Genomic DNA, 24,072 nt, shown 5'->3' with positions numbered 1-24,072 from the left:
GAGGTGTCGACGAAGACGACGGCGGCCTCGTTGACCCCACGACGCCGGCGCCGCCCTCCCACTCGCTCCCCCGATACGCCGCCCTGAGCCGCGTGAGTCCCCCGCGTTTCCGGGCTTCGCGCCCACGATCCGCCCCCGTGTCCTCATTAATGCGGAATAGCGGCGTCCCCCGATCGGGCGCATCATATGAGGGATGTCAGCAGCACAGGTGGACACGAGGAGTGGGGACGCAGGGGACTCCTTCACCAGCGCAGCGGCAGCAGGGGGCGACGGCCTCAGGGTGATCACCCTGAGGCCTCGTCGCACTCTCGGGTGGAACTACGGACTCGCCCTCACGGCGCTCGTCGTGCCGTTGCTCGCCGCCGAGCTGTGGCTGCTCGACCAGCCCACCGCCTGGCCCATCGTCGCGGCGACTGCGGCGGTCCTCGGCGTGCTCATCGGGCTCGCCTGGGTCGCCTACCGACGCGCCAGAGTGTCGGTCAGCAAGTACGGCATCGTCGAGCGCGGCTTCTTCGGTGCGACGACCGTCATCGCGGCCCGCGACGTCGCGGGCGTGCTGCGCCTGGCGCTGTACCGGCCGAACAGCCTCGACACGACCGACGAGCTGTTCGTCGTCTGCCGCGGCGGGCGGGGGCGCTTCCGCATGCGCGGCCGCTTCTGGGACGAGCACACCATGAGCCTCGTCGCCGAGGTGCTCGAGGTCGACGAGACCGAGCGGACCGAACCGGTGACGCTCGCCGAGTTGCGGCAGAGCGATCCGACCCTGCTCTACTGGTTCGAGCGGCGCTCGCTGTTCGGCTGAGCGCAGCGCGCTGAGCGCTGAGCGCTGAGCGCTGCGCCGATGGCGCTGGACGCACCCGCGTGCCGGCGAGTCAGCTCGTCGCGATGCCGAGCCGCGGCGACTGCGGCGTGCTCGACGGCAGCTCGTGGAAGCCGAGCCGGTCGTAGAACGCCCGCGCCCCGGTGTTCGCGGCCGCGAGGCCGAGGTGCAGCGCGGGCACTCCGCGGGCGGCGAGCTCGGCGCGGACGGTGTCGATGAGACGGCGTCCGAACCCCTGCCCCTGCAGCTCGGGCAGCAGGTCGATGTGCAGGTGCGCGGGGTAGTCGGCGAGCTCGGGCACGAGCATGCGCTCGGGGTGGAGACCGGCGTCGATGAGGTCGGGTTCGGTGAAGTCGGGCGCGTGCACGGTGGGTGCCCCGGCGATCGGATGCCTCGCCGCGAAGCCGGGGGCCCACTCGGTCCGCCACCACTCGACGAAGTCGGCGGTGTCGGCGATCGCCATCACGTAGCCGAAGGCGCGGCCGGTCTCGGTGTCGGCCACGACGAACGCCAGCTCGGGCGCGTACTCGACGTACGGCAGCGCGAACACCTCGGGCATGAGCGAGTCGTCGGAGTAGACCCCCGTGGCGTCGCCGCCGGCCGCGGCCGTGCGCAGGCAGATCAGCGCGACGTCGTCGCGGTCGTCGGGGCGGTACGGGCGGATCTCGAACACCAGTCGATTCTTCCCGATCCCGCGGGGTCTCGTGACGATTCGCGGCCCGGCCGACGGTGCCGACGCCTCAGCGGCGCTTCGCCATGCCGAAGAGGCCGGTGAGCACCTGGCTGATCACCTTCTGCGTGGTCTTCGAGCCGAGCACCTGGTCGAGCGTCGACCGCTGCGACGAGCGCGAGCCCGAACCGCTCGAACGCGACGAACCCGAGGTCTTCTTCAGCAGCCGGTCGTACTCGGCCTGCGCCTTCTTGTCGGCCTTCGCCGCGTCGGCCTGGATCTTCGCCTGCATCTTCGCGTACTCGGCGTCGGCCTTCGCCTTGGCCTCGGCCGCCTCGGCGGCGTCGGCGGCCGCCGCGGCGTCGGCCATGCGCTTGGTGAGCAGTTCATGGGCGGACTCGCGATCGATGGCGGTGCCGTACTTCGCCATGAGCGGGGATGCCGCGACCGCGGCATCGATCGCGGCGTCGGCGCTCGGCGACATCGAGGCCTGGGGTGCGCGGAGGCGCGTCCACGCGACGGGCGACGGCGCGCCCTTCTCGTTCATGACGGTGACGATGGCCTCGCCCGTGCCGAGCACGGTGAGCGTCTCCTCGAGGTCGTAGCCCGACTTGGGATAGGTCGAGACGGTCGCCCGCAGGGCCTTCGCGTCGTCGGGGGTGAAGGCGCGCAGCTGGTGCTGCACGCGCGAGCCGAGCTGGGCGAGCACGTCGCCCGGCACGTCCTTCGGGGTCTGCGTGACGAAGAAGACGCCGACGCCCTTCGAGCGGATGAGGCGCACGGTCTGCACGACCTGGGCGAGGAAGTCCTTCGAGGCGCCGTTGAACAGCAGGTGCGCCTCGTCGAAGAAGAAGACGAGCTTGGGCTTGTCGAGGTCGCCGACCTCGGGCAGGCCCGCGTAGAGATCGGCGAGGAGCCACATGAGGAACGTCGAGTAGAGCGCCGGCTTGTCGGCGACGCCGGGCACCTCGAGCAGGCTGATCACGCCCCGCCCGTCGGCCGCGGTGCGCAGGAACTCGGCGGTGTCGATCTCGGGCTCGCCGAAGAATACGTCCGCGCCCTGGTCGGCGAAGGTGATCAGCTCGCGGAGGATGACCCCGACCGTCGCCTTCGACAGTCCGCCGAGGCCGTCGAGCTCGGCCTTGCCCTCGTCGCTGACGAGGTACGCGAGCACGGCGCGCAGGTCGTCGAGGTCGAGCAGCGCGAGCCCGTTCGCGTTGGCGTAGTGGAACACGAGCCCGAGGCTCGACTCCTGCGTGTCGTTGAGGCCGAGCACCTTCGAGAGCAGCAGCGGTCCGAAGCCCGAGATCGTGGCACGGATGGGCACTCCGCGTCCGACCCCGCCGAGCGAGAAGAACTCGGTCGGGAAGCTCGCGGCGCTCCACGCCTGCCCGATGCCCTCGGTGCGCTTCAGCAGCTTCTCGTTGCCCTCGCCCGGGGTCGCGACGCCCGAGAGGTCGCCCTTGATGTCGGCGGCGAACACGGCGACGCCGCTCGCGGCGAGCTGTTCGGCGAGCACCTGCAGGGTGCGGGTCTTGCCGGTGCCGGTGGCGCCCGCGACGAGGCCGTGCCGGTTGGTCATCGCGAGCGGGATGCGGACCGGGACATCCGGCATCGCCTCGCCGTTCACGAGCGCCCCCATCTCGAGCGCCGGTCCTTCGAACGCGTAGCCGGCGCGCACGGCGTCGATCGCGTCGGGGTCGAGCGGTCCGGATGCCTCGGCGCCGGCCGGTGCGGCGGGCGCCGACTGGGCCGTGGCCGCGGCGGCACCGGAATCGCCCGCGGCCGACCCGGCCGCGGGTTCGGCCGCGGGCTCGGGCGCGGCGGCAGCGGGTTCGGCCGAGGTGGTCTGCGCCGACGCCGCGGCGGCCGCGGCCTGCGCGAGCGCAGCGGCCTCCTCCGCCGCCTTGATGGCGGCCTCCGCCTGCGCCTGCAGCGCCTTCGCCGCCGCGGCGGCCGCAGCCGCCGCCTCCTGTGCCTGCTTCACCGCGTCGTCCGACATGTGCCGATCCTACTGACGCACCCGGGAAGCGATCCGGTCAGAGCGGACGCGATTCGGCGATCGCCCGATGCAGCCCCTCGGGGTTGAACAGGCTCAGCGCGGTCGCCGAGACGACCTCGACGGGTGCGTGGAGCAATCGTCGAGCGAGATCGGCGAGCAACGGCGCGGCCGCAGAGCCCATCGCGACGTCGGTCTCGACGAGGAGCGCGAGCGCACCGGGATGCTCACGGTACTCGTCGGCGAGTATGCGCACGTTCGTCGCGCCGTGCTGTTCGAACGCGCGCAGCAGTTCACCGCGCCGGAGTCCGAGTCGGTCATCGAGCGGCATCGACGCGAAGTTCCTCGGACCGTCGTCTGCGAGCCGCCGGCGCGCCGCGGCGAACTCGAGCATCGCCTCTCGCACGATCGCCTTCTTCGTCGTGCCGAGGAAGTACGCGAACTCGTCGATGAGCTCGTTCGTCGCGGTGTCCACCTTCACCGGCTTCTCGGTCACCGGCGGGCTCCTCTCATGATCTCGTCGGATGCGGACGTGCCGGCGGCTCGGCCGTGTCGGTGCCTCGGCGGCACAGACGGTTCCTGTTCGCCGACTTCGGTACCGAAGTACCGAAGTACCGAAGTACCGGTCCCCCGACGTGGCAACTCTCCCCTGCGGCGCCATGTCGTCCGGCTGCGGGTGGGACGAGCCGGCGAGTCGGCGGGCGGCAGAAGCCGGGGAGGAGAGGTCGATCGCCAGCTGGCCCGCGGGGTTCCGCCGGGCGGGCGCGCCGTCCTATGGTGAGGGGATGAGCCCGGCAGCGCGTGCGGCAGAGGTCATCGACGTGGGGGGCCGCGACGTGCGGATCTCGCACCCCGACAAGCTCGTCTTCCCCGAACCGGGCCTCACGAAGCTCGATCTCGTGCGGTACTACCTCGCGGTCGCCGACGGTGCGCTGCGCGGCGTCGCCGGCCGGCCGATGGTGCTGAAGCGCTTCGTGAAGGGCATCGACCAGGAGGCGTTCTTCCAGAAGCGCGCCCCCGACAAGCGCCCCGACTGGATCGAGACCGCGACCCTGCACTACGCCTCGGGGAACTCCGCGGAGGAGGTGGTGGTGACGGACGCCGCCGCGCTCGCGTGGGTCGTGAACCTCGGCTGCATCGACCTGAACCCGCACCCCGTCAGGGCCGACGACCTCGACCACCCCGACGAGTTCCGGGTCGACCTCGATCCGATGCCGGGGGTCGACTGGTCGCAGATCGTCGACGTCGCGTTCGTCGCACGCGAGGTGCTCGACGACCACGGGCTCGTCGGCTGGCCGAAGACCTCGGGCTCGCGGGGCATCCACATCTCGGTTCGCATCGAACGCGAATGGAGCTTCGCCGAGGTCCGCCTCGCCGCCGAGACCCTCGCCCGCGAGGTCGAGCTGCGGGCACCGGGGCTCGCCTCGGCGCGCTGGTGGAAGGAGGAGCGCGGCGAGAGCGTGTTCGTCGACTTCAACCAGAACGCGAAGGACCGCACGGTCGCCTCGGCCTACTCGGTCAGGGCGCTGCCCGACGCACGAGTGTCGACGCCGCTCGACTGGTCGGAGGTCTCCGGCAGCCGCCCCGAGCGCTTCACCGTGGCGACCGTGCTCGAGCGCTTCGCCGAGCGCGGCGACCCCGCGGCCGGCATCGACGACGCCGTCGGGCGGCTCGATGGGCTCCTCCGGCGCGCGGAGGAGCTCGGGCCGGCCGAGAAGGCGCCGCGCGGCTCCGACGGATCGGGGCGGCGGCGGTCGACGATGCCGCTCATCGAGATCGCCCGTGCGAAGACCAAGGACGAGGCCCTCGAGGGCCTCGAGCGATGGAAGGCGCGGCATCCCGAGGCCGTCGCGCTCCTCGAGCCGGCCGACGTGCTCGTCGACGGCATGCGCGGCAGTTCCTCGCTCTGGTACCGCATCAGGGTGAACCTGCAGCACGTGCCCGAGGGCGAGCGTCCGCCGCAGGAGCCGCTCGAGGTCGACTACGACCCGTGGGCGAAGTACCGCGACGCGGACGGAGCGATCTCCGGCCCGCCCGCCGGCGGACGGAACGGCCGCGCCTCGTGAGCGACCTCGGACCCGTCGACCCCGGACACGGGGCCGACCTCGAATGGCTGCACCACTGGCGGCTCCGCGCCGACGGCGACGTGCAGACCACGGCCTCGAGCACGTTGATCCCCGTGCGCACCGAGCAGGGCGACGCCGCGATGCTGAAGATCGCCCGCATCGACGAGGAGGAGCGCGGCGGCGAGCTGCTCGAGCGCCTGGGAGGGCGCGGCGTCGCGCGAGTGCTCCTGCGCGAGGGAGCCGCCGTGCTGCTCGAGCGTGCCACCGGGCCGAACGACCTCGTGCGGCTCGTGCTCGCCGGGCACGACGACGAGGCGACCCGCGTGCTCTGCGATGCGGCCTCCCGGCTGCATCTCGAGATCGCCGAGCTCGAACCGCCCGACGACCGCGACGCGCTCGCCGTCGACGCCGGCACGGCCGCGCGCACCGAGTCGGGCGAGCCGTTGCTCGTGCCGCTCACGACCTGGTTCCGCGAGCTCTTCGCCCATGCCGACGGGCTCGACCCGCTGCACCGACGCGGCGCCGAGCTCGCCCGGGAGCTGCTCGACGCACCCCGCGAGGAGCGGGTGCTGCACGGCGACCTGCATCACGGCAATGTGCTCGACTTCGGCGAGCGCGGATGGCTCGCGATCGATCCGAAGGGGCTCGTCGGCGAGACCGGGTTCGACTACTGCAACCTGCTCTGCAACCCCTCGCACGAGCGCGCCCTCGCGCCGGGACGGCTGGAGCGGCAGTTCGGCGTCGTGCTCGACGCGACCGCCCGTGCCGGCGCACCGCTCGAGCCCGACCGCTTCGCCCGATGGCTCGTCGCGTGGTGTGCGCTGTCGTCGACCTGGTTCTCGATCGACGATGATCCCGTGCACGCCGACGGCGTCGCCCGCATCGGCGAGCGCGCCCTCGGCCTCCTCGGCTGAGCGCCGCCCGCCCGCCTCAGCTCGTGAGCACGACCGGGCGACCGGTCGCCCAGTCGCGCACGAGCTCGGGACGCACGGTCACGCCCGTGCCCGGGGCATCGGGCACCCTGAGCTGCCCGCGGTGCTCGCCCTCGCCGAGCACGAACGGCTCGGTCAGGTCGTCGGCGTAGTAGCGGTCGGAGGCGGAGGTGTCGCCGGGGAGGAGGAACCCGGGCAGCGCCGCGAGCGCGACGTTCGCCGCCCTGGCGAGCCCGGTCTCGAGCATGCCGCCGCACCACACGGGCACGTCGAGCTCGCGGCAGGCGTCGTGCACCCGCAGTGCCTCGAGGTAGCCGCCCATGCGCCCGGGCTTGATGTTCACCACGGAGGTCGCGCCGCGCTCGATCGCGTCGACCGCGGTCGCGGCGTCGAGGATGGACTCGTCGAGGCAGACCGGCGTCTCGCACGCGGCGGCCAGCCGGGCATGGGTGGCGAGGTCCTCCTCGGCGAACGGCTGCTCGATGAGCAGCAGCTCGAACGCGTCGAGCGTGGCGAGCAGCGGGATGTCGTCGGCCGTGTACGCGGTGTTCGCGTCGACCTGGAGCAGCCCGCCGCGGCCCATCAGCTCGCGCACGGCCGCGACCGGCACGACGTCCCAGCCGGGCTTGATCTTCAGCTTGATGCGCCGGTACCCCGCCTCGAGGTAGCCCGTGACCTCGTCGAGCAGCTCCTCGAGGGTGGGCGCGATGCCGACCGAGACGCCGCAGTCGACCCAGTCGCGCACGGCACCGAACGCCTCGCCCATCGAGCGGGCCTGTGCTCGCAGCTCCGCGTCGAGCACGGCGGCCTCGAGTGCGCCCTTCGCCATGCGGTGCCCGGCCACGAAGCCGAGTGTGCCGGCGACCGATCGGGCGAGCGGCAGCGAGGCCCCGCGACGGCCCGGCGCCTCCTCGCCGCCCGGCGGCGCTGCTCGAGGCGCCTCGAGCAGCGCGGGCGCGAGGTAGCGTTCGATCACGGATGCCGCGCCGTCGACGTACTCCGCCGAGTAGAACGGGTCGCGCCCGGCCACGCACTCGCCCCAGCCGTCGCCGGCATCCGTGCGCACGTGCAGCAGCAGCACCTCGCGCACCGTCTCGCGCCCGAAGCTCGTCTCGAAGGGCCGCACGAGGGGCACCTCGATCCGGTGCAGCTCGATCGCCTCGATGCGGCTCGCCGTCGTGCTCATCTCGTCTCCTCGTCGTGGCGGTCGGGGTGGTCGTCGGTGAAGACGTAGTCGCCGTGCGCGTCCAGCTCGGGGCGGAGCCCCTGCCTGGCCATCCGCGTGAACGCGGCGACGGACGCCTCGCGCAGGCGGGCGGCCTCGACGGGGTCCGCCCGGCGGAGCGACTCGAAGTCGGCGACGAGCCCGAACCGCTCGTCGCCCGACCATGCGGGCGCGGGGGCGCCGGCGAGCGCCCGTTCCACGCGCGGGGCGTCGAGCCGCCACCGCACCTCGAAGCGGTCGCTGCGGTCCGCCCCGGTGATCTCGTCGCCGATCACGCCGTAGAACTCGGGCAGGTAGGCGGCCACCTCGGCGCCGAGCCGCACGAGGTTCATGCGCGCGTTGCGCCGGATGAGCGGGTCGAACGTCCAGCGGACCTCGTCGACGCCGTGCGCGAGCGCGATCGCACGCTGGCGGAGCTTCAGCGCGAGGCCGATGCCGTGCCCTCGCGCCTCGGGCGCGACGGCGTTCATGTGCGAGTGCAGGTGGAGTCCCTCGCTCCAGCCGAGGAACCCGAGCGTCGCGCCGAGCAGCGCGCCGGGCTCCGCGAACGGGGGCGTCGCCGAGGCATCCACCCCGCCCTCGTCGTCGGCGACCGCGACGAGCACCGTCGCGCCGGCGTGCAGGAGCGCCCGGATCATCGAGTGGTCGGGCCCGCGCCCCTCGCCCCACGTCGCCTCGAACCGCTCGAGCACCGCCGTGATCTCGTGCTCGGCCGCCTCGCGGGTGACGACCCCCGAGCGCAGCTCCGCCGCCTCGGCGAGCGCTTCGGCGGCCTTCACGACGTCACGGTCCATGCCACCAGAGGCTAGCCGACCGCGGGGCGCGGCACCCGTGCCCGTACGGGTCAGCAGAAGCCCCCGACGCCCTCCCACGCCGCAGGGGCCGGCTCGACGCCCTCGCGCGTGACCGATGCCTCGATGAGTCCGTAGGGCCGGTCGGCGGCGAAGAACACCTCGTTCGGGTTGTCGAGGCCGAAGGGCGCCAGGTCGACCGCGAAGTGGTGCCGGTTCGGCATCGAGAACCGGATCTCGTCGAGCTCGGCCTCGCGCTCGAGCACCGCCCGGCCCATCTCGTAGAGCGTCGCCTGGAGCGCCGGCGAGTAGCCCTCGGCGAAGCTCGCCAGCAGGCGCGCTCGCACGCGCGCGTAGAGCGCGTCGTAGTCGGGCCGGGCGTCGGCGGCGAACCGCCAGCGCACGGCGACGCTCGTCGCGAGGATCCGGTCGGCCGTCTCCTGGAGGGTCGTGTAGCGGTCCCGCGGGAATCCCTCGAAGCCCGACCCCGTCGTCTTCATGACGGTGAGGTCCTTCAGCCCGCCGAGCACGTGGCGCGCCTCGCCGTCGACGACGACCGCCGCGGTGCGCACCTCCTGGCCGGCGCGCACGAAGGCGTGGTCGTGCGGCTCGCCGTCGGTCGTGATGCGCTCCCACGAGTACCGCTCGGCGAGCCAGCGCCCGCCCGTGACCCAGTCGAACCCGCCCGTGAAGTGCTCGGCGAGCCGCAGCAGGAACGCCTCGGGCGCACCGACGCCGTCGCGCGCGAAGGCGAAGATCGTGTTCTTCTGGGTGTCGGTGGCGACGACGTGCGCGTTGTCGCCCTCGAGGTGCGCCGCCGCGAAGTCGCCGTGCAGCTGCGAGGTGACGTTGAGGTCGTCGAGCTCGTGCCGCGCAGCGTCGCGGGTGACCCGCACGAGGCGCACCTCGGCCTTGCCGTAGCGGTTCGGGCCGAGCACGATGCCGCCGCCGTTGCCGGTGCCGGTGTCCGTGCCGCCGCCCACGCCGTTCGCTTCGTCGCTCATGCTCGTCCTAGCTCCCTCGGTAGGTGGAGTACGCGAACGGGCTGAGCAGGATCGGAACGTGGTGATGCCGCCCCTCCTCGTCGACCGTGAAGGTGATGAGCACCTCGGGGTAGAAGCCCGGCGTCCCGCGGGCGGCGAAGTAGGCGCCCGTGTCGAAGCGCAACCGGTACTCCCCCGGGGCGACGCGCTCGGGGCCGAGGGAGTTCACCCGTCCGTCGTCGTCGGTCTCGGCGCGTGCGAGCATCGTCCACCCGTCGCCACCGCCGTCGCGCCGGCGGAGTTCGACCGCCAAACCGACGGCGGGCGTGCCGCGAGCGGCGTCGAGCACGTGGGTCGTGATCTGCGACCGACTCATGAGAAACGTCCTTCCACTCGCCGCACGGCGATCTCGCGCAGCTGCTCGGCGACGACCGCCGCCTCCGCCGCGTCGTCGTTGCCGAGGCGGTCGGTGAGGGCGTCGAGGATGTCGCGCGCGGAGCGCCCCGCGGCCCGGATGAGGAACACCCGCCCGAAGCGCCGCTCGTACGCCGCGTTGCCCTCGGCGAGCGCGCGGGCCAGCTCGGCGTCGGCGGGGTCGACGCCCGCCTGCTCGCCGCGCGAGAGCGCCGCCGCCTCGCCCGTTCCGGTCGCACGCTCGCCGATGCGGGGGTGGTCGCCGAGGGCCCGCGCGACCTCGGCCGCCGTGAACGGCGAGGCGGCCTCGACGGCCGCGCGCACGAGCGCGTCGACCGAGGCGTAGGGCCGGGCGTCCACGAGCTCCTCGCACCAGCGTGCGACGTCGAGGCACGGCCGGAGCGACGCGATCGCGTCCTCGCGATCGGCGCCGTTGAACCGCTCGAGCGGGCTCGCCTGCGTCATCGTCTCATTGTGCAGGCGCCCGCCCTCGAGCGGAACCGGCTCGCGACGGAGCATCCGCCCGCGGGGCCGCTCGCGATCGACGGGCTCGCCCGCGAGCAGGGTCCGCCGCACGACGCCGACGAGCTCGCGGCCGTCGTACGGCGAGACGGGATGCCGGTGGAGGAGCGCGCCGGCGTCGACCGTGAACCCGGCGTCGGGCGCGAAGACGACGAGGTCGGCGTCGGCGCCGACCGCGAGGCGCCCCTTCGTGCGCAGGCCGACGAGCTCGGCCGGGCGTTCCGACATCCACCGGACGACCTGCTCGAGCCCGATGCCGCGCCGCCGCGCCTCCGACCACACGAGCGGCAGGCCGAGCTGCAGCGAGGCGATGCCGCCCCAGGCGAGCTCGAAGTCGCCGTCGCCCGCGAACTTCAGCTCGGGCGTCGCCGGCGAGTGGTCCGAGACGACGAGGTCGATGGCGCCGTCCACGAGCCCCTGCCAGAGCGCGTCGCGGTTCGCCTGCTCGCGGATGGGCGGGCAGCACTTGAACGCGGTCGCCCCGGCCGGCACGTCCTCGGCGCAGAGCGCGAGGTAGTGCGGACAGGTCTCGACGCTCAGCCGGACCCCGGCGGCCCGGGCGTCGGCGATGCGCCCGAGCGAGTCGGCGGAGCTCAGGTGCAGCACGTGCGCGCGAGCGCCGGTGCGCCCGGCGGCCGCGATCACCTCCGCGATCGCCGTGTCCTCGGCGGCCCGCGGCCGCGACGCGAGGAAGTCGGCGTAGTCTGGCCCGCCGGGATGCGGGGCGCCCTCGATCAGCCGGGCATCCTCGGCGTGCACGATGAGCAGCGAGTCGAGCTCGGCGATCCGTCGCATCGCCGCCGTCATCTCCTCGGCGATCACCGGCGGGAACTCGGGCACGCCCGACGGCAGCAGGAAGCACTTGAAGCCGAAGACGCCGGCGGCGACGAGCGGCTCGATCTCGTCGAGGTTGCCCGGCACGACCCCGCCCCAGAATCCGACGTCGACGACGAGCTGCCCCGCGGCCGCCGCGCGCTTCACCCCGAGCGCCTCGACCGACACCGTCGGCGGGATGCTGTTGAGCGGCATGTCGACGATCGTCGTGACCCCGCCGGCCGCGGCGGCCCGCGTCGCCGAGGCGAAGCCCTCCCATTCGGTGCGACCCGGCTCGTCGACGTGCACGTGCGTGTCGACGAGCCCGGGCAGGAGCACCTCGTCGTCGCCGAGCGTCTCGACGACGGCGCTCTCGAGCCCGGCGCCGAGCGGCGCGATCGCCGCGACGACGCCGTCGCGCACGCCGAGCTCGACGGCGTCGAACGCCCCGCCGACGAGGGCGCGCCGGGCGCGCAGCACCCGGTCGAACGGCCCGGATGCCTCGACCCCCGCGTCGCCGGCGGGTCGCCCGTTGCGATCGGCGCTCACGCGGTCAGCCTCACCTGCCGGTTGACGTCCTTGTAGAGCAGGTAGCGGAACGGGCCGGGTCCGCCCGCGTAGCAGGCCTGCGGGCAGAAGGCGCGCAGCCACATGAAGTCGCCCGCCTCGACCTCGACCCAGTCGTCGTTGAGCCGGTAGACGCCCTTGCCCTCGAGCACGAACAGCCCGTGCTCCATCACGTGCGTCTCGGCGAACGGGATGGAGGCGCCGGGCCGAAAGGTCACGATGTTGACGTGCATGTCGTGCGCGAGGTCGTCGGGATCGACGAATCGGGTCGTCGCCCACGCGCCGTCGGTGCCCGGCATCGGCTGCGGCGCGACGTCCTGGTCGCGGGTGACGAACGACTCGGGCGCCGCGACGCCCTCGACCCGCTCGTACGCCTTCCTGATCCACTGGAAGCTCACGCGCTCCCCGCCCGCGTTCGCGATCGACCAGTTCGCGCCCGCGGCGAGGTAGGCGTAGCCGCCCGGTTCGAGGAGGTGCCGCCGGCCCTCGAGAGTCAGGGCGAGCGCGCCCGCCGTGACGAACACGACGCCCTCGACCCCCGGCTCCGCCTCGGGCCGCTCGGCCCCGCCTCCGGGCGCCAGCTCGACGACGAGCTGCGAGAAGGTCGTCGCGAAGCCGGCGATCGGGCGGGCGAGGATCCAGGCGCGGGCGTCGGTGAAGCCGGGCAGGCGACTCGTCACGATGTCGCGCAGCACTCCCTTCGGGATGACGGTGTACGCCGTCGTCACGACGGCACGGTCGCTCAGCAGCTCCCGCTGCGCGGGCAGTCCGCCCTCGGGGGTGAAGTAGTCGCTCATCGAGCCTCCTCGTGATGGTCCTCGGTGCACCGGGCTCCGGTCATCCCGCCGTGCGCCTCGCGCTCGCGAGCCCGGCGAGCGCGACCTCGTCGAGGCCCGTGTCGGCGGCCGCCTCGTCGGCGGTGATCGCCCCGCACTGCACGCCGCGCCGCACGAACCCGGCGAGCGCGCGCACCGTCGCCGGCTCGTCGAGCACGGCGCCCGCGGTGCCGTCGTGCACGTGACGCAGGCGGGCGGATGCCTCGGGGTACCCCTCGCGGTAGTAGGCGTACGCCGCGACGAAACGGGTCGGGAGCTGCGCCGGGTGGAGATCCCACCCCTGGGGGAATCCTCGCTCGAACGCCCGTCGCACGAGGCGGGCATGCGTCCGCCACGCCTCCAGCGCGCGGTCGCCGACCGGCAGGAGGTTCGAGGAGCCGTCGGAGAGCCGGATGCCGGTCCCCGCGACGGCGAGCTGCATGACGTGCTTCGCGTGGTCGGCGGCCGGGTGCTCGAGCGACTGGTACGGCGCCGCGATGCCGAGCGCCGCCGTGTAGTCGTAGGTGCCGAAGTGGAGGCCGACGATGCGGCCGCGTGCGGCGAGCGCGAGCCGTGCGACGGGTGCCGTCCCGTCGGCGCCGAGGACGAGCTGGGGCGTCTCGACCTGCACCTCGAAGCGCAGACGTCCGTCGGGCAGTCCGTGGGCGCGTTCGAGCGCCGCGAGCACCTCGGCCATCGCCTCGACCTGCGCGACGTTCGACACCTTCGGGAGCGTGAGCAGGAGCCCGTCGGGCAGCCCGCCGTGCTCGGCGAGCGCCGTGATGAAGAGGTCGAGGGTGCGCACGCCCCTGGCGCGCGTCGCCGCCTCGAACGACTTGCATCGGATCCCGATGAACGGGGGCGCGAAGTGCGCCCCCGTCGCGGCGGCCACGCGTTTGGCGGCGCGCACGGCGTCGGCGTCCTCGGCGGCGTCGTCGCGCACGCCGTAGCCGTCCTCGAAGTCGATCCGGAGGTCCTCGATCGGCTCGGTCGCGAGCTTGCGCTCGACGAGCGGGGCGACCGCCTTCGCGATCGCCGCCTCGATGCCGACCCGGAGGCCGAGCGCCTCGGCGCCGCCGGCCGAGGCCGCGGCCTCGCGTGCGGCGCGGCCCCACTCGACGGGCAGCTCGGGGGTGTAGCGATCGCCCGGCACGTAGACGGTGTGCACCGGCTGCCGAGCGCCGTCGTCGCCGGGGTAGGCGCGCTCGAGCAGCCGATCGGTGTCGCCCAGCCGGTCGTCGAGACGGGCCAGGTCGGGCGCGGTGAGCGCCGTGCGCGGGCGGGCGGGCACGTTCAGCTCCGCGAGGCGTTGCGGACGACCCCGATGGCCATGCGAACACCTCCGTCCGCGCCGAGCGTCGGCACCGACGACGGCGTATCTCGGAGGCTACACCCGGGGCCCGGGCGGGGGCCCGAACCTCCCGTCTCCCGCACGGCGCCGGGTGGCTCCCAGGTGCGTAGACTCCGAAGGAGGGGTGCAACGTCGCACCGGAGGAGCCCGGCCCATGGAAGAACCCGTTCTCACCGTCAACGCACGACGGCGCCCGCTGACGGGCGTCACCGCGCACACGACCGCGCTCGACTGGCTGCGCTCGACGGGGCTCACGGGCGCGAAGGAGGGCTGCGCGGAGGGCGAGTGCGGCGCCTGCGCCGTGCTCGTCGCGACCCCAGATGACGACGGCGGCACCGCGTGGACGGCGGTGAACTCGTGCCTCGTGCCGGTCGCGGCGCTCGACGGCCAGGAGATCGTCACCGCCGAGGGACTCGGCGACCCCGAATCGCTGCATCCGGTGCAACGCGGGCTGGCCGAGGCGGGCGGTTCGCAGTGCGGCTACTGCACGCCCGGCTTCGTCTGCAGCATGGCGGCCGAGTTCTACCGTGCCGACCGGGCCCCCGGCGCGGCGGCGGCCGACACGCCCCGAGGCGCCGACGGCGCCGACGTGGCCGACGCCGAGCACGGACCGAACGGCTTCGACCTGCATGCGCTCGGGGGCAACCTCTGCCGCTGCACCGGGTACCGCCCCATCCGCGACGCCGCCTACGCACTGGGCGGGCCCGACGAGGGCGACCCGCTGGCCGAGCGCCGCTCGCGCCCGGCCCCGGCGCCGATCGCGACCGATCTCAGTGCCGGGGGCGCCAGGTTCGTGCGTCCCGCGACGCTCGACGCGGCGCTGCGGCTGCTGCACGACGAGCCCTCGGCCGTGGTCGTCGCGGGATCGACCGACCTCGGCGTCGAGGTGAACCTCCGCGGTCGCCGCCATCCGCTGCTCGTCGCGATCGACCGCCTCGAGGGGCTGCGCACCGTCCGCCTCGACGACGACTCCGTCGAGCTCGGCGCGGCCCTGCCCCTGTCCGAGATCGAGCGCCGCCTCGACGGCCGCGTGCCGCTGCTCGCCCAGCTCATCCCGCAGTTCGCCTCACGGCTGATCCGCAACCGCGCGACCCTCGGCGGCAACCTCGGCACCGGATCCCCGATCGGCGACGCGCCCCCCGCGCTCATCGCCCTCGGCGCTCGGCTCGTGCTCGCCTCGAGCGACGGGGAGCGCGAGGTCGACGTGGCCGACTACTTCACCGGCTACCGCGAGACGGTGCTCGCACCGGGCGAGCTCATCCGCGCGGTCCGCATCCCGCTGCCGCTCGCGAGGCTGACGGCCTTCCACAAGATCGCGAAGCGTCGGTTCGACGACATCTCGAGCGTCGCCCTCGGATTCGCGCTCGACGTCGACGGCGGCGTCGTGAACGCGGCCTGCATCGGCCTCGGCGGCGTCGCCGCCACCCCCCTGCGTGCGCACGCGACCGAGGTGGCGCTCGTCGGCGAGCCCTGGAATCTCGAGACGGTGCGCCGCGCCGCCGCGGTGCTCGCGGGCGAGGGCACGCCGATGTCGGATCACCGTGCGTCGAGCGAGTACCGCTCCCTCATGCTCGGCAACGCGCTGGTGAAGCTCTTCCACCGCGACGCCGAATCGGCGACCGATCGGGCGGGGGTGCCGGCATGATCCCCACCACCCCTCCGAACATCGCCGGCGCGAGCTCCGGAGCCTCGGGCGGCGTGGGCCCATCGCTCGCCGACCGCCCGGCCGACGCCGTCGTCGGCCGGGTCACCCCGCACGAGAGCGCGGCCCTGCACGTCACCGGTCGCGCGCAGTACACCGACGATCTCGCCGTCCGCACGGCGGGCGTGCTCACGGCCTGGCCCGTGCAGTCGACCCACGCGCACGCCCGCGTCGCGCTCGACGTCGCGCCCGCGTACGAGGTGCCCGGGGTCGTCAGGGTGCTCACGGCCGACGACGTGCCGAGCGTCAACGACGCCGGGGTCAAGCACGACGAACCGCTGTTCCCCGCCGAGGCGATGTTCCACGGGCACGCCCTCGCGTGGGTGCTCGGCGAGACGCCCGAGGCCGCCCGGCTCGGCGCCGCCGCCGTGCGCGTCGGGGCCGAGCCGCTGCCCTCGATCGTCACCGTCCGCGAGGCGATCGATGCGGGCTCCTTCCAAGGCATCCCGCGCACGGTCGTGCGCGGCGACGCGGCCGGGGCGCTGCGCACCGCGGAGCTCGTCGTCGAGGGCGTCTCTGAGTTCGGCGGGCAGGAGCACTTCTACCTCGAAACGCACGCCTCGTTCGCCGTGCGCGACGGCGACGGCCAGTACCTCGTGCAGTGCTCGACGCAGCACCCGAGCGAGACGCAGGAGATCGTGGCGCACGTGCTGGGCATCCCGTCGCACGAGGTCACCGTGCAGCAGCTCCGCATGGGCGGCGGCTTCGGCGGCAAGGAGATGCAGCCGCACGGCTTCGCCGCGATCGCCGCACTCGGCGCGAAGCTCACGGGCCGCCCGGTGCGGCTGCGGCTCGACCGCACGCACGACCTCACGATGACCGGCAAGCGACACCCGTTCCACATCGCCTGGCGGGCGGGGTTCACGGGCGACGGCCATCTGCTCGCCCTCGAGGCGACGCTGACGAGCGACGGCGGGTGGAGCCTCGACCTCTCCGAGCCGGTGATGACCCGCGCGCTCTGCCACATCGACAACGCCTACTGGATCCCGAACGTGCGCGCCCACGGCCGCGTCGCGAAGACGAACCTGCCCTCGAACACCGCGTTCCGCGGGTTCGGCGGGCCGCAGGGGGTCTTCCTCATCGAGGACGTCCTCGGCCGCGCCGCGCCGCTCCTCGGCATCGAGCCCGAGCGGCTGCGGCAGCAGAACTTCTACCGTCCCGGCCAGACGACGCCCTACGGGCAGCTCGTGAAGGACGCCGAGCGCATGCCGGCGATCTGGAGCCGGCTGAAGGACGAGTGCGACCACGACGCCCGCCGCGCCGAGGTCGAGGCCTTCAACCGGGCGCACGCCGAGGTCAAGCGCGGTCTCGCCCTCACCCCGATCAAGTTCGGCATCTCCTTCAACTTCACCGCCTTCAACCAGGCGGGCGCGCTCGTGCAGGTCTACAAGGACGGCTCGGTGCTCGTGAACCACGGCGGCACCGAGATGGGGCAGGGCCTGCACACGAAGATGCTGCAGGTCGCCGCCACGGCGCTCGGCGTCGAGGCGCACCGGGTGCGGCTGGCGCCGACCCGCACCGACAAGGTGCCGAACACCTCGGCGACGGCGGCCTCCTCGGGCGCCGATCTCAACGGCGGCGCGGTGAAGCACGCCTGCGAGCAGATCCGCGATCGCCTTGCCGAGGTGGCCGCGCCCCGGCTCGGCGTCGCACCGGGCGAGGTGCGCTTCAGCGGCGGTCTCGTGCGCGGGCCGGCCGACGACGGCCTCGAGCTGCGGTTCGACGAGCTCGTCGCCGCCGCCTACCTCGAGCGCGTGCAGCTCTTCGCGGCCGGCTACTACCGCACCGAGGGCCTCGAGTGGGATCTCGACCGCATGCAGGGCTCGCCCTTCAAGTACTTCGCGTACGGCGCCGCGGCCGCCGAGGTCGAGGTCGACGGGTTCACGGGCGAGTACCGCCTGCGGCGCGTCGACATCGTGCACGACGTCGGCGACTCGCTCTCCCCGCTCATCGATCTCGGGCAGATCGAGGGCGGCTACGTCCAGGGCGTGGGATGGCTCACGCTCGAGGAGCTCAGGTGGGACACGGGCGACGGACCGAACCGGGGTCGCCTCCTCACGCAGTCGGCCTCGACCTACAAGCTGCCGAGCTTCTCGGAGATGCCCGAGGTGTTCAACGTGCACCTGTTCGAGAACGCCCGCGAGGACGGGGCCGTCTACGGCTCCAAGGCGGTCGGCGAACCGCCGCTCATGCTCGCCTTCAGCGCCCGCGAGGCGCTGCGCGCCGCCGTCGGCGCATTCGGCGCACCGCGGCGCAGTGTCGAGCTCGCGTCCCCGGCGACGCCCGAGGCGGTGTTCCGGGCGATCGAGGCGGCCCGCGCCGGCGCGGCCGAGCACGCGGCGGTCACCGGGGTCGCGCCGGAGGCATCCATCGAGCCGGATGCCCCGTCGACGCCCCGCCGCGAGTCGGTCACGGCGCGGCGCGAGGTCTGACGAGGCGCCGATGGACTGGCTCGAGGCGCTGCGGCGGCTGCGGGACGCGCGCGAGCCCGCGGTGATCGTCACCCTCGCGATCGTGCGCGGGCACGCGCCGCGCAACGGCGGCGCGAAGATGGTGGTGTCGCGGGGCGCGATCGTCGGCACGGTCGGCGGCGGCAACCTCGAGGCCACGGCGACCGACCGTGCCCGCGCACTGCTCGCCTCGGGCGGGGTCGAGCCCGAACTGGTCACGCTGCAGCTGAGCGACAAGGCCACGACGGAGTACGGCGTGCAATGCTGCGGAGGAGAGGTCACGTTCATGCTCGAACCCGTGCCGGTGGTGCCGGCCGTCGCCGTCTTCGGCCTCGGACACGTGGGGCTCGAACTCGCCCGCATCCTCGCCAGGCAGGAGTGCGAGCTGTACCTCGTCGACTCCCGGGCCGAGATGCTCTCGCCCGAGCGGGTCGGCGTGCCCGGCGAATCCGGCGTGCTCGCCGATGCCGTCGCGGTCGTGCGCCTGCATCACGAGCCCGTGCCCGAGGCGGGGCTCGATGCGCTGCCCCCTGGCGCCCACGTGCTCGTGATGACGCACGACCACGTCGAGGACCTCGCGATCGTCGACCGGGCGCTCCGGCGCGAGGGGCTCGCCTCGATCGGGCTCATCGGCTCGCGTTCGAAGTGGGCGCGCTTCAGGGTGAAGCTCACCGAGCTGGGGCACGACGACGCGGCCCTCGCCCGGGTCTCGACGCCGATCGGCATCCCCGAGGTGGCGGGCAAGGCGCCGGCGACGATCGCGGTGAGCGTCGCCGCGCGCATCCTCGAGCTCGTCGAGCAGGCGCGGGGCGGCGACGACGCCGGCTGAGCGAGTCGACGCGGGCTGCCCCGCGCCGTCAGTACTCGATGCGGTCGGCCGTGCGCTTCCACTCGGCGAAGGGCGCGAGGCGGCGTTCGCCGCCGAGCTCGAGCCGGGCGACCGGCATGATGGCGCGCGACGCCTCGCCGTCGTCGTCGAAGTACCGGTAGAAGCGCGCGTCGTCGAAGCCGGCGTCGGCGGCGTCGTCGCGAGTCGCCGCGTAGACGACCCGGTCGAGACGCGCCCAGAGCGCGGCGGCGAGGCACATCGGGCAGGGCTCGCAGCTCGAGTAGAGCGTGCCGCCGCTCAGGTCGAAGTCGCCGATGCCGAGGCACGCGGCCCGGATCGCCGTGATCTCGGCGTGGGCGGTCGGGTCGAGGTTCGCGGTGACGCGGTTCACCCCGTCGAAGCTGCGGCCGTCGGCGGTGACGACGATCGCGCCGAACGGCCCGCCCGAGTTGCGCACGTTCTCGGTCGCGAGTTCGACGGCCTGCGCGAGCCGCGCGGCGGTGTCGTCGCCGGAGGCGTCTGCGGGAGTCGGGCCGAGGTTCATCGCTGTCATCCTTGCTCTTTCGTCCCGACAGTAACAGTCGTCCAGGCGGCCGGCGCGGGGACGAACGACGGGAACCGGTCTGTGATTCCGCATCTGCGACGCTATTCTCGGATCCATGACGCATTATCGGATCAGCGAGGCCGCCGAGCTCGTCGGAGTGAGCGACGACACGGTGCGGCGGTGGATCGCCGACGGGCTCCTCGCGGTCGAGAAGGACGCCTCGGGGCGCCAGGTCGTGCCGGGAGCCGAGCTCGCGGCGCGCGCGCAGGCGATCGCCTCGACCGCCGACGACCGCACGGGTGTCCGCCGCAGCGCGCGCAACCGCTTCGTGGGGCTCGTCACCCGCGTCGAGATCGAGGGCCTGATGGCCCAGGTCGAGCTCCAGTGCGGCCCGCACCGCGTCGTCTCGCTCATGTCGTCGGAGGCGGCGCGCGAGCTGCGCCTCGAGGTCGGCTCGCGGGGCGTCGCCGTCGTGAAGGCGACGATGGTCGTCGTCGAGACCGAGCAGGTCGGCGCGTGAGCGCCCGCCGCGCGCTCGCCGCGCTCGCCGTCGGCTCGGTCGCGCTCGCGCTGCTCGCCGCCTGCGCCTCCTCGGGCGATGCGGATGCCTCGGGCACCCCCGGCGCCTCCGCCCCTGCCACCCCGGCCGGCGCCGAGCTCTCGGGCGAGCTCACGATCTTCGCCGCGGCCTCGCTCGGCGGCGCCTTCGACGAGCTCGCGACCCGCTTCGAAGCCCGCCACCCCTCGCTCGACGTGCTGCCCGTGACCTACGACGGCTCCTCGGTGCTCGCGACCCAGCTCGTCGAGGGGGCGCCCGCCGACGTGTTCGCCTCGGCCGACGAGCCGAACCTCGACCGCGTCGCGGACGAGGGGCTCGTCGCGGGCGAGCCCGAGGTCTTCGCCACGAACGTGCTCGAGATCGCGGTGCAGCCGGGCAACCCGCTCGGCATCGCGGGACTCGACGACCTCGCCGAGGGCTCGACTCCGCCCGTCGTCGTGGTCTGCGCCGCCGAGGTCCCGTGCGGTCGGGCCGCCGCGACCCTGCTCGCCGACGCCGGCGTCGAGCTGTCGCCCGCGAGCGAGGAGCAGAACGTGAGCGCGGTGCTGACGAAGGTGAGGACGGGCGAGGCCGACGCCGGGCTCGTCTACGTCACCGACGTGCGCGCGGCGGACGGCGACGTCGACGGCATCGCGATCGCCGGCGCGGATGCCGCGACGAACCGCTACCCGATCGCCGCCCTCGCCGGGGCCGCCAACCCCGAGGCCGCCGCGGCGTTCATCGAGTTCGTGCGCTCGGCCGAGGGCGCCGAGGTGCTCGACGAGTTCGGGTTCGGAGCACCATGACCCCGAGGGGCCGACACGAGCGGCCGAGGACCCGATGACCGGGTCGCCGTTCGCCCTGGGCCCGGCGCCCGCCGACACCTCGGCGCAGCGGGATCGTGCGGGCGCCCGCCGGGCGACCCGGATCCCGGTCGCCCTGTTCGTGCCCGCCGTGCTCGGCGCGGCGGTGCTCGTGCTGCCCCTCGCCGCGCTGCTGCTGCGCCTCGACTGGGCCGCGGTGCCGGCCGCCGTCACCTCACCGGCCGCGGTCGAGGCGCTGACGCTCTCGCTCGTCACCGCCGCGATCGCGACCGCCTGCTGCCTCGTGCTCGGGGTGCCGCTCGCCCTCGTGATGGCGCGCGCCTCCCGCCCCGTCGCGGCGGTGCTGCGCACCCTCGTCACGCTGCCGCTCGTGCTGCCGCCGCTCGTCGGCGGCATCGCCCTGCTCGCGCTGCTCGGCCGCACGGGCCTCTTCGGCGAGAGCCTCGCGCTCCTCGGCATCCGCATCCCGTTCACGACGACGGCCGTCGTGATCGCGCAGGTGTTCGTCGCCCTGCCGTTCCTCGTGATCTCGGTCGAGGGCTCGCTGCGGGCGGTCGGCACGCGCTTCGAGGCGGTCGCCGCCGGGCTCGGCGCCCGGCCGTTCACGGTGTTCCGCCGGGTCACGCTGCCGCTCGTGCTGCCCGGCGTCCTCGCGGGCACGGTGCTCTGCTTCGCGCGCGCGCTCGGCGAGTTCGGCGCCACTGCGCTGTTCGCCGGCAACACCGCCGGCGTCACCCGCACCATGCCGCTCGCGATCTACACCGCGTTCAACGGGGCGGGCGTCAGCGAGGACACGGCGATCGCGCTCTCGCTCATGCTCATCGCCGTCGCCGTCGCCGTGCTCCTCGTCATGCGCGGCTGGCGAGAGGACGCCCCGCGATGACCGGCGACGGGGCATCCGGCGCGCTCGTCGCCGAGGTCGTGAGCGAACGCGGCGCGTTCCGCCTCGAGGCGGCGCTCCGCGTCGATCGCGGCGAGGTGCTCGCGGTGCTCGGTCCGAACGGCTCGGGCAAGTCGACGCTGCTCGCGACCATCGCCGGCCTGATCGCCCCGACCCGCGGCACGGTTCGACTCGGCGAGCGCGAGCTCGCACACGCCGGCGCCGACGGGCGACGCCCCTCGGCGCTGGCGATGGACCGACGGCGCATCGGCCTGCTCGGCCAGGAGCCGCTGCTCTTCCGCCACCTGAGCGTGCTCGAGAACGTGGCCTTCGGGCCGCGGTCGCAGGGGCGGCGCGCCGCCGACGCGCGGGCAGAGGCACAGCGCTGGCTCGAGCGCGTCGGCGGTGCCGAGTTCGCCGCCCGCCGGCCGGCCCAGCTCTCGGGCGGCCAGCAGCAGCGGGTGGCCATCGCACGCACCCTCGCCGCCCGGCCCGAGCTGCTGCTGCTCGACGAGCCGTTCGCGGCGCTCGACGTGCCGACCGCCGCGGCGATGCGCCGGCTGCTCGGCGAGCTCTGCGCCGAGACCGCGACGCCGACGGTGCTCGTCACCCACGACCCGCTCGACGCCATCGTGCTCGCGGCGCGGGCGGCCGTGCTCCACGACGGGGCGATCGCGCAGGTCGGCCCCGTCGCCGAGGTCCTCGGACACCCGGCCACGCCGTTCGTCGCCGCCCTCGCCGGCGTGAACCTCGCACTCGGCGTCGCGCGGCCCGACGGCGGGGTCGACGTCGAGGGCGCTGACGGCGCGCGGCTCGCCCTCGTGCCGGCCGCCGCGCGAGCGGCCGACCGGGCCGACGTCGACGCGCAGCTCCCGCCGGTCGGTCGCCCCGCCTCCGCCGTCTTCAGCCCGGGCGCGGTGCACGTCGCACCCACCGACGTGGGCGACGCCGGGGCATCCGCCGCAGCGGTGCCGAACCGGTGGGTCGGCACCGTCGCCCTGCTGCAGCCCGCGCCCGGCGGGGTGCGACTCACGACGGTCGAGCATCCCGAGCTCGCGGTCGACCTCCCGGGCGCCGCGGCCGTCGCGCTCGACCTGCGGCCCGGCGCACGATTCGCCTTCCGGGTCGCGCCCGAGGAGGTCACGGTGCGGGTGCGCGACTGAGCCGGTGTTACGGTGGCACCACGAGCAGGGGGTGACCGACGAGCGACACGGCGATTCCGACCAGCGCGCCCCGCGCCGAGCGAGCGGGTGCGTCGATCGGCGTGCGCCGCCTGCCGTCGACGGGTCTCGCGAGCGCCGACGCCTCGCTCGTCGACCGACGCGACCGCCCGATGCGCGACCTCCGCATCTCGATCACCGATCGCTGCAACTTCCGCTGTGTGTACTGCATGCCGAAGACGGTGTTCGGTCGCGACTACGCCTTCCTCGACCGCGACGAACTGCTGAGCTTCGAGGAGATCACCCGCATCGCCCGCATCGCCGCAGCCCACGGCGTCGAGAAGCTGCGACTGACCGGCGGCGAGCCGCTGCTGCGCCGCGGCGTCGAGGAGCTCGTCGCGCAGCTCGCCGAGCTGCGCACCCCCGACGGCCGTCCGCTCGAGATCGCGCTCACGACCAACGGCTCGGCGCTCGCGATGAAGGCCGCCGCGCTCAAGGCGGCCGGACTCACGCGCGTCACCGTGTCGCTCGACTCGCTCGACGACGAGCTGTTCCAGGCGATGAACGACGTCCGATTCCCGGTCGCCAGGGTGCTCGACGGCATCGAGGCCGCGCATGCGGCCGGTCTCGGCCCGGTCAAGATCAACATGGTCGTCAAACGCGGGCTCAACGAGCACGAGATCCTGCCGATGGCGCGGCGCTTCCACGGCTCGCCGTTCACGCTCCGCTTCATCGAGTACATGGACGTCGGCAACTCGAACGGCTGGCAGCTCGACGAGGTCGTGCCCTCGGCCGAGATCGTCGATCGCATCGGCGCCGAGCTGCCGCTCGAGCCGCTCGAGGCGACCGCGCCCGGCGAGACGGCGACCCGCTGGCGGTACCTCGACGGCGGCGGTGAGATCGGGCTCATCTCGAGCGTGACCAACACCTTCTGCGGCAGCTGCAACCGCGCGCGCATCTCGACCGAGGGCAGGCTCTTCACGTGCCTGTTCGCGAGCGAGGGCCACGACCTGCGAGCGTTCCTGCGCGGCGGCGTCGACGACGAGGGCCTCGCCACGGCGATGGCGTCGATCTGGGCCGCCCGCGACGACCGCTACTCGGAGGTGCGGGCGAGCCTCACGCCCGAGCTGCGGGCCGCGCGCCCGAAGGCCGAGATGAGCTACCTCGGCGGGTGACC

The 24,072-nt window shown here is 74.0% G+C and carries 22 protein-coding genes and 1 pseudogene; 11 read left to right on the top strand and 12 right to left on the bottom strand.

The window, feature by feature from the left end; genetic code table 11:
* The first annotated feature begins 280 nt into the window (after positions 1–280).
* Positions 281–802: a hypothetical protein gene (locus ACFVTH_RS12715; RefSeq protein WP_387091316.1), complete on the top strand. Its 522-nt coding sequence runs from the start codon at positions 281–283 to the stop codon at positions 800–802.
* A 70-nt stretch (positions 803–872) separates the two neighbouring features.
* On the opposite strand, the gene ACFVTH_RS12710 is transcribed toward ACFVTH_RS12715, so the two are convergent.
* The 3 genes from ACFVTH_RS12710 to ACFVTH_RS12700 form a co-directional block, all read right to left on the bottom strand.
* Positions 873–1,493, bottom strand: a complete 621-nt coding sequence (locus ACFVTH_RS12710) for a GNAT family N-acetyltransferase (RefSeq protein WP_387091313.1) — start codon at positions 1,491–1,493, stop codon at positions 873–875.
* Positions 1,494–1,560: 67 nt separating this feature from the next.
* A complete protein-coding gene (locus ACFVTH_RS12705; RefSeq protein WP_387091310.1) occupies positions 1,561–3,492 on the bottom strand; it encodes a helicase HerA-like domain-containing protein in 1,932 nt (643 codons plus the stop codon).
* Positions 3,493–3,529: 37 nt separating this feature from the next.
* On the bottom strand, positions 3,530–3,985 hold the full coding sequence (locus ACFVTH_RS12700; RefSeq protein ID WP_387091307.1) for a hypothetical protein: 456 nt from the start codon (positions 3,983–3,985) through the stop codon (positions 3,530–3,532).
* 289 nt (positions 3,986–4,274) lie between these two features.
* On the opposite strand from ACFVTH_RS12700, the gene ligD reads away from it, so the two are divergent.
* Positions 4,275–5,555, top strand: a complete 1,281-nt coding sequence (gene ligD / locus ACFVTH_RS12695; RefSeq protein WP_387091304.1) for a non-homologous end-joining DNA ligase — start codon at positions 4,275–4,277, stop codon at positions 5,553–5,555.
* Complete coding sequence (locus ACFVTH_RS12690; protein ID WP_387091301.1) at positions 5,552–6,469, top strand: aminoglycoside phosphotransferase family protein; 918 nt, start codon at positions 5,552–5,554, stop codon at positions 6,467–6,469. Before ligD ends, ACFVTH_RS12690 begins: the two co-directional genes overlap by 4 nt.
* Before the next feature lie 16 nt (positions 6,470–6,485).
* Here the strand turns inward: ACFVTH_RS12690 and menC are convergent, their stop codons facing one another.
* The 8 genes and pseudogenes from menC to ACFVTH_RS12650 form a co-directional block, all read right to left on the bottom strand.
* Positions 6,486–7,673, bottom strand: a complete 1,188-nt coding sequence (gene menC, locus ACFVTH_RS12685) for an o-succinylbenzoate synthase (protein WP_387091298.1) — start codon at positions 7,671–7,673, stop codon at positions 6,486–6,488.
* Entirely contained in the window at positions 7,670–8,506 is an 837-nt protein-coding gene (locus ACFVTH_RS12680; RefSeq protein WP_387091295.1) for a GNAT family N-acetyltransferase, read from the bottom strand. The genes menC and ACFVTH_RS12680 overlap by 4 nt, the downstream gene beginning before the upstream one ends.
* A 50-nt stretch (positions 8,507–8,556) precedes the next feature.
* A complete protein-coding gene (gene pucL / locus ACFVTH_RS12675; RefSeq protein ID WP_387091292.1) occupies positions 8,557–9,507 on the bottom strand; it encodes a factor-independent urate hydroxylase in 951 nt (316 codons plus the stop codon).
* A gap of 7 nt (positions 9,508–9,514) precedes the next feature.
* Complete coding sequence (uraH, locus tag ACFVTH_RS12670; RefSeq protein ID WP_387091289.1) at positions 9,515–9,862, bottom strand: hydroxyisourate hydrolase; 348 nt, start codon at positions 9,860–9,862, stop codon at positions 9,515–9,517.
* The gene (uraD, locus tag ACFVTH_RS12665; protein WP_387091867.1) at positions 9,859–10,365 is read right to left on the bottom strand and encodes a 2-oxo-4-hydroxy-4-carboxy-5-ureidoimidazoline decarboxylase; all 507 of its coding nucleotides are present in this window, start codon (positions 10,363–10,365) and stop codon (positions 9,859–9,861) included. The genes uraH and uraD overlap by 4 nt, the downstream gene beginning before the upstream one ends.
* Before the next feature lie 42 nt (positions 10,366–10,407).
* Positions 10,408–11,784 (bottom strand): annotated as a pseudogene (gene allB, locus ACFVTH_RS12660) (allantoinase AllB); the annotation flags it as partial.
* Positions 11,781–12,599, bottom strand: coding sequence for a bifunctional allantoicase/(S)-ureidoglycine aminohydrolase (locus ACFVTH_RS12655; RefSeq protein WP_387091286.1), 819 nt, complete (start codon positions 12,597–12,599; stop codon positions 11,781–11,783). The gene ACFVTH_RS12655 and the pseudogene allB, both read right to left, overlap by 4 nt.
* A 40-nt stretch (positions 12,600–12,639) precedes the next feature.
* The gene (locus tag ACFVTH_RS12650) at positions 12,640–13,908 is read right to left on the bottom strand and encodes a DUF6986 family protein (protein WP_387091283.1); all 1,269 of its coding nucleotides are present in this window, start codon (positions 13,906–13,908) and stop codon (positions 12,640–12,642) included.
* A 214-nt stretch (positions 13,909–14,122) separates the two neighbouring features.
* Between ACFVTH_RS12650 and ACFVTH_RS12645 the strand changes: the two genes are divergently transcribed.
* From ACFVTH_RS12645 to xdhC, 3 genes are read left to right on the top strand one after another with little or no spacing between them, the layout of a single operon-like run.
* A complete protein-coding gene (locus tag ACFVTH_RS12645; RefSeq protein ID WP_387091280.1) occupies positions 14,123–15,613 on the top strand; it encodes a xanthine dehydrogenase small subunit in 1,491 nt (496 codons plus the stop codon).
* Positions 15,610–18,102: a xanthine dehydrogenase molybdopterin binding subunit gene (xdhB, locus tag ACFVTH_RS12640; protein ID WP_387091277.1), complete on the top strand. Its 2,493-nt coding sequence runs from the start codon at positions 15,610–15,612 to the stop codon at positions 18,100–18,102. The genes ACFVTH_RS12645 and xdhB overlap by 4 nt, the downstream gene beginning before the upstream one ends.
* Positions 18,103–18,112: 10 nt before the next feature.
* Positions 18,113–18,949: a xanthine dehydrogenase accessory protein XdhC gene (gene xdhC, locus ACFVTH_RS12635; RefSeq protein WP_387091274.1), complete on the top strand. Its 837-nt coding sequence runs from the start codon at positions 18,113–18,115 to the stop codon at positions 18,947–18,949.
* Between the two features lie 28 nt (positions 18,950–18,977).
* On the opposite strand, the gene ACFVTH_RS12630 is transcribed toward xdhC, so the two are convergent.
* On the bottom strand, positions 18,978–19,493 hold the full coding sequence (locus ACFVTH_RS12630) for a nucleoside deaminase (RefSeq protein ID WP_387091271.1): 516 nt from the start codon (positions 19,491–19,493) through the stop codon (positions 18,978–18,980).
* A 115-nt stretch (positions 19,494–19,608) separates the two neighbouring features.
* Between ACFVTH_RS12630 and ACFVTH_RS12625 the strand changes: the two genes are divergently transcribed.
* The 5 genes from ACFVTH_RS12625 to moaA all read left to right on the top strand — a co-directional run bounded on the left by ACFVTH_RS12625 (position 19,609) and on the right by moaA (position 24,070).
* Positions 19,609–20,013 (top strand): molybdopterin-binding protein, encoded by a 405-nt coding sequence (locus ACFVTH_RS12625; RefSeq protein WP_387091268.1) that lies wholly within the window; start codon positions 19,609–19,611, stop codon positions 20,011–20,013.
* Complete coding sequence (gene modA, locus ACFVTH_RS12620) at positions 20,010–20,837, top strand: molybdate ABC transporter substrate-binding protein (RefSeq protein ID WP_387091265.1); 828 nt, start codon at positions 20,010–20,012, stop codon at positions 20,835–20,837. Before ACFVTH_RS12625 ends, modA begins: the two co-directional genes overlap by 4 nt.
* 34 nt (positions 20,838–20,871) lie before the next feature.
* Complete coding sequence (locus ACFVTH_RS12615; RefSeq protein WP_387091262.1) at positions 20,872–21,738, top strand: ABC transporter permease; 867 nt, start codon at positions 20,872–20,874, stop codon at positions 21,736–21,738.
* Positions 21,735–22,898 carry a sulfate/molybdate ABC transporter ATP-binding protein gene (locus ACFVTH_RS12610; RefSeq protein WP_387091259.1) on the top strand — a complete coding sequence of 388 codons (1,164 nt, stop codon included), beginning with the start codon at positions 21,735–21,737 and terminating at the stop codon, positions 22,896–22,898. The genes ACFVTH_RS12615 and ACFVTH_RS12610 overlap by 4 nt, the downstream gene beginning before the upstream one ends.
* A gap of 110 nt (positions 22,899–23,008) precedes the next feature.
* The gene (gene moaA / locus ACFVTH_RS12605; RefSeq protein WP_387091864.1) at positions 23,009–24,070 is read left to right on the top strand and encodes a GTP 3',8-cyclase MoaA; all 1,062 of its coding nucleotides are present in this window, start codon (positions 23,009–23,011) and stop codon (positions 24,068–24,070) included.
* The last annotated feature ends 2 nt before the right edge of the window (positions 24,071–24,072 follow it).

Origin of the sequence: Agromyces sp. NPDC058104 (genome assembly GCF_042884835.1) — a bacterium.
GTDB lineage: Bacteria > Actinomycetota > Actinomycetes > Actinomycetales > Microbacteriaceae > Agromyces.
This window is presented reverse-complemented; position numbering and strand designations above follow the sequence as displayed.

Coding starts and splice junctions, on each gene's coding strand:
- uraH (WP_387091289.1), bottom strand. CDS start 9,862: ATGAGTCGGTCGCAGATCACGACCCACGTGCTCGACGCCGCTCGCGGC.
- ACFVTH_RS12680 (WP_387091295.1), bottom strand. CDS start 8,506: ATGGACCGTGACGTCGTGAAGGCCGCCGAAGCGCTCGCCGAGGCGGCG.
- pucL (WP_387091292.1), bottom strand. CDS start 9,507: ATGAGCGACGAAGCGAACGGCGTGGGCGGCGGCACGGACACCGGCACC.
- ACFVTH_RS12705 (WP_387091310.1), bottom strand. CDS start 3,492: ATGTCGGACGACGCGGTGAAGCAGGCACAGGAGGCGGCGGCTGCGGCC.
- ligD (WP_387091304.1), top strand. CDS start 4,275: ATGAGCCCGGCAGCGCGTGCGGCAGAGGTCATCGACGTGGGGGGCCGC.
- ACFVTH_RS12630 (WP_387091271.1), bottom strand. CDS start 19,493: ATGAACCTCGGCCCGACTCCCGCAGACGCCTCCGGCGACGACACCGCC.
- ACFVTH_RS12625 (WP_387091268.1), top strand. CDS start 19,609: ATGACGCATTATCGGATCAGCGAGGCCGCCGAGCTCGTCGGAGTGAGC.
- xdhC (WP_387091274.1), top strand. CDS start 18,113: ATGGACTGGCTCGAGGCGCTGCGGCGGCTGCGGGACGCGCGCGAGCCC.
- uraD (WP_387091867.1), bottom strand. CDS start 10,365: ATGACGCAGGCGAGCCCGCTCGAGCGGTTCAACGGCGCCGATCGCGAG.
- ACFVTH_RS12645 (WP_387091280.1), top strand. CDS start 14,123: ATGGAAGAACCCGTTCTCACCGTCAACGCACGACGGCGCCCGCTGACG.
- ACFVTH_RS12615 (WP_387091262.1), top strand. CDS start 20,872: ATGACCGGGTCGCCGTTCGCCCTGGGCCCGGCGCCCGCCGACACCTCG.
- ACFVTH_RS12655 (WP_387091286.1), bottom strand. CDS start 12,599: ATGAGCGACTACTTCACCCCCGAGGGCGGACTGCCCGCGCAGCGGGAG.
- ACFVTH_RS12610 (WP_387091259.1), top strand. CDS start 21,735: ATGACCGGCGACGGGGCATCCGGCGCGCTCGTCGCCGAGGTCGTGAGC.
- xdhB (WP_387091277.1), top strand. CDS start 15,610: ATGATCCCCACCACCCCTCCGAACATCGCCGGCGCGAGCTCCGGAGCC.
- menC (WP_387091298.1), bottom strand. CDS start 7,673: ATGAGCACGACGGCGAGCCGCATCGAGGCGATCGAGCTGCACCGGATC.